Annotated in this window: 5 protein-coding genes; 2 read left to right on the forward strand and 3 right to left on the reverse strand. The window is 73.7% G+C overall.

All coding sequences use genetic code 11. The features are described 5' to 3' along the window. A partial coding sequence (locus tag SSOG_RS21560; protein ID WP_009716355.1) for a LysR family transcriptional regulator occupies nucleotides 1-388 on the reverse strand: 388 nt, incomplete at its 3' end. An 84-nt stretch (nucleotides 389-472) separates the two neighbouring features. Here SSOG_RS21560 and SSOG_RS21565 point away from each other — a divergent pair. Further along, complete coding sequence (locus SSOG_RS21565) at nucleotides 473-1,327, forward strand: PhzF family phenazine biosynthesis isomerase (RefSeq protein ID WP_245606341.1); 855 nt, start codon at nucleotides 473-475, stop codon at nucleotides 1,325-1,327. After that, the gene (locus SSOG_RS21570) at nucleotides 1,324-2,340 is read left to right on the forward strand and encodes a zinc-dependent alcohol dehydrogenase family protein (RefSeq protein ID WP_009716357.1); all 1,017 of its coding nucleotides are present in this window, start codon (nucleotides 1,324-1,326) and stop codon (nucleotides 2,338-2,340) included. Before SSOG_RS21565 ends, SSOG_RS21570 begins: the two co-directional genes overlap by 4 nt. Before the next feature lie 2 nt (nucleotides 2,341-2,342). Here SSOG_RS21570 and SSOG_RS21575 read toward each other — a convergent pair whose 3' ends face one another. Further along, nucleotides 2,343-2,915, reverse strand: coding sequence for a hypothetical protein (locus tag SSOG_RS21575; protein WP_009716358.1), 573 nt, complete (start codon nucleotides 2,913-2,915; stop codon nucleotides 2,343-2,345). 45 nt (nucleotides 2,916-2,960) lie between these two features. Continuing rightward, the coding region (locus SSOG_RS53780) for a hypothetical protein (RefSeq protein ID WP_039938294.1) at nucleotides 2,961-3,310 on the reverse strand (350 nt) is incomplete at its 5' end.

Below are 3,310 nucleotides of genomic sequence, written 5' to 3' on the forward strand. Positions count from 1 at the left end.
CCGGGTGGAGGTTGAGTTCGATGCCGGGGTGGCTGCGGGCCAGGGAGGCGATCACGCGGGGCAGCCGGGAGGCGCACAGGGATTCGCCCGCGCCGAGGGCGACCTGACCCTCCGGGGTCCCGTGGGCCCCGGCGACGCCCGCGGCCGCCGCGCGCAGCCGGGCCTCGGCGTCGAGGACGTCCTCGGCCTCGGTGAGCAGCCGCCGCCCGGCGCTGGTGGGGACGGCGCCGGTGGGCATCCGGTCGAACAGGCGGGTGCCCAGATCCCGTTCCAGGGTGCGGACCTGGACGGTGACCGTGGACTGGGCGAGGTGCAGCTCGGCGGCGGTGGCGGTGAAGCTCCCGGTCCTCGCCAGGGCCGCGAACGTCCGCAGGAGTCTGGTGTCCACGGGGACAGGGTATCGAAGACTTCGATGGCAGCCAGCGAAAGGAATCGTTGGACGCGATGGCCGTCCGGTGGAAGCGTGGACGCCATGACCGAAGTACTGCGCTACTCCGCCTTCACCACCGACCCGTCCGGCGGCAACCCCGCCGGTGTGGTGCTCGACGCCGGGACGCTCGACGACGCCGCCATGACGGCGCTGGCCGCCCGGGTCGGGTACTCCGAGACCGCGTTCCTCACCGCGCACGACGAGACCCGGCGCCGCTACCGGATGCGGTTCTTCAGCCCGCGCGCCGAGGTCGCCTTCTGCGGCCACGCCACCGTCGCCACCGCCGTCGCCCTCGCCGAACGCGACGGCCCCGGCGAGCTGGTCTTCGACACGGCTGCGGGCGAGGTCCGGGTGACGACGAGCACGGACGGCGGGGTGCCGAGCGCCACCCTCACCTCCGTGCCCAGCCGGACGCGCCCCGCCGACGAGGACACGGAACTCGCCCCCGCGCTGGCGGCGCTGCGCTGGTCCCCGGACGACCTCGACCCCGCCCTCCCCCCGCACGTCGCGTTCGCGGGCAACGACCACCTCGTCCTCGCCGCCGCCACCCGGGCCCGGCTCGCCGACCTCGCGTACGACTTCGACGCGCTGGAGGAGCTGATGCGGCGGCACGGCTGGACCACCGTCCATCTGGTGCACCGGCCCGACCCGGACCGGCTCGACTTCCACGCCCGTGATCCGTTCCCGGTCGGCGGGGTCGTGGAGGACGCGGCCACCGGCGCCGCGGCCGCCGCCTTCGGCGGGTATCTGCGCGCGACCGGGCGGATCACGGAGGCGTCCAGGATCCGCATCCGGCAGGGCGAGGACATGGGGCGGCCCAGCGAGCTGCTGGTGGACGTCACCCCCGACGACACGCGTGTCCGCGTCACCGGCCACGCGGTGAGGATCCCCGCATGACGACGACGCGTTACTACGAGCTGCCCCGCTTCACCGGCGTGGACGCCCTCCGCCCCGCGACACGCGAGGTGCCCGCCCCCGGGCCGCGCCAGGTGCTGGTGCGGATGCGCGCCTGGTCGCTCAACTACCGCGACCTGATGATCGCTTCGGACACGTACGGACGCGCGCTGTCCCCCGGTCTGGTGCCGCTGTCGGACGGCGCGGGCGAGGTGATCGACGCGGGCGCCGAGGTCACCCGGTGGTCCGCCGGGGACCGGGTGGTGGGCATCTTCATGCCGCGCTGGATCTCCGGCCCGGCCACCGCGGACAAGACCGCGGGCGCGCTCGGCGGCCCGTCCGACGGCGTACTCGCCCAATACCTCGTCTTCGACCAGGACGCCCTCGTCGCCGCCCCCGCCCACCTGGACTTCGCCGAGGCCGCCACCCTCCCCTGCGCCGCCGTGACCGCCTGGAACGCGGTGGTGACCGGGGGCGGGGCCGCTCCCGGACAGAGCGTGCTGACGCTGGGCAGCGGCGGCGTCTCGCTCTTCGCGCTGCAATTCGCGGCGCTGAGCGGCGCCCATGTCATCGCCACCTCCAGCAGCGACACCAAGCTGACCCGGCTGCGCGCACTCGGCGCGGCCGACGGCATCGACTACGTCCGCACGCCCGCGTGGGGGCAGACGGTGTACGAGGCCACCGGCGGCGGTGTGGACCACGTCGTGGAGGTCGGCGGCGCGGGCACCCTGCCCCAGTCCCTCACCGCCGTCCGCACCGGCGGACGGATCAGCATCATCGGGGTGCTGGCCGACGGCAGCGGGGTCGACCCCATGACCGTGGTGCGCAAGGGCGTCACCTTGCAGGGGATGTTCGTGGGCAGCCGCGAGATGTTCGAGGACATGAACCGGGCGATGGAGCGCCACCGGCTGCGCCCGGTGATCGACCGCGCCTTCCCCTTCGCGGACGCGCCCTCCGCGTACCGCCACTTCGCGGGCCGCGGCCACTTCGGGAAGGTGGTCATCACCGACGCGTGACCTCAGTCGTCCTCGAGGCCCTGCCGGTAGATGTTCCCGTCCTCGTTGACGAGCGCGTGCTGGGGTTCGAGGGCCTCGAGCGCGCGCTCCCGTTCCAGCAGCTCGGTCAGGGGCGGGAGCGGGGCCAGGCCGAGGCGTTCGAGGAGTTCGGCCCGCATCGCGGGGACATCGAGTTCGTAGTCCTCGCTCAGCTCCGCCTCCTCTTCGGCGCGCAGGGCTTCGAGCGCCTGCTCGTCCATCGTCCGGCCCTGCCGCTCCCGGTACAGCGCCGCCCCGGCGCACGGCAGCGCGATCATCAGGAGCAGCGCATCGCGGAGGGTCGCGCCCATCACCCCGGAGTGGCCCTCGGAGTCGGCGTGGACCACCGGGCGGTCCTCGCCGTCGCCCTCCCCGCAGAGGAAGTACGTACCGCCGCCATGGTCCTTCGCGATCGGCTCCAGCGGGGCTCCGGAGGCGAGCCACACCGGTTCGATATGAGTGATGGTGTCGAAATCGGTGTCGAACTCGAAGGGGTGGCAGGCCAGGGTGGCCGCCTCACGGTCGGACTTGAGGCGGGCGAGAAGCGACGTCGTCATGGTCCAGACGCTACAAGGGGGTTCGGACAGTGCCCGGCGGGACGGCTACGTGAGGGCGTGGATCTTGGCGATCAGGCGGTTCAGCAGATACGCCCGGTCGGCGCCGTTCGGGCGGCAGTCCTCCAGGCGGCGGACGACCTCGGACGGCACCTCGTCGGGGCCGACGAGGTCCACGACCTTGTCGAGGGCGCGGATGCCCCAGTACTGGCCGAAGGCGAGGGGTTCCTCGGTGACGGCGTCCGCCAGGGGGCGCAGCGCGGCCGCGTCCGGGACGGCGTACAGGCGGGCGTAGGCCGCGAGGCGCAGGCCGCCGTCCGACGACGCGAGCCAGTCGGTCAGGTCGGGATCCGCGAGGCGCTGGGTGGCACGGACCAGGCGCGCGAAGATGCCGTTCA

This window comes from Streptomyces himastatinicus ATCC 53653 (assembly GCF_000158915.1).
Lineage (GTDB): Bacteria > Actinomycetota > Actinomycetes > Streptomycetales > Streptomycetaceae > Streptomyces > Streptomyces himastatinicus.

Coding starts and splice junctions, on each gene's coding strand:
- SSOG_RS21565 (WP_245606341.1), top strand. CDS start 473: ATGACCGAAGTACTGCGCTACTCCGCCTTCACCACCGACCCGTCCGGC.
- SSOG_RS21570 (WP_009716357.1), top strand. CDS start 1,324: ATGACGACGACGCGTTACTACGAGCTGCCCCGCTTCACCGGCGTGGAC.
- SSOG_RS21575 (WP_009716358.1), bottom strand. CDS start 2,915: ATGACGACGTCGCTTCTCGCCCGCCTCAAGTCCGACCGTGAGGCGGCC.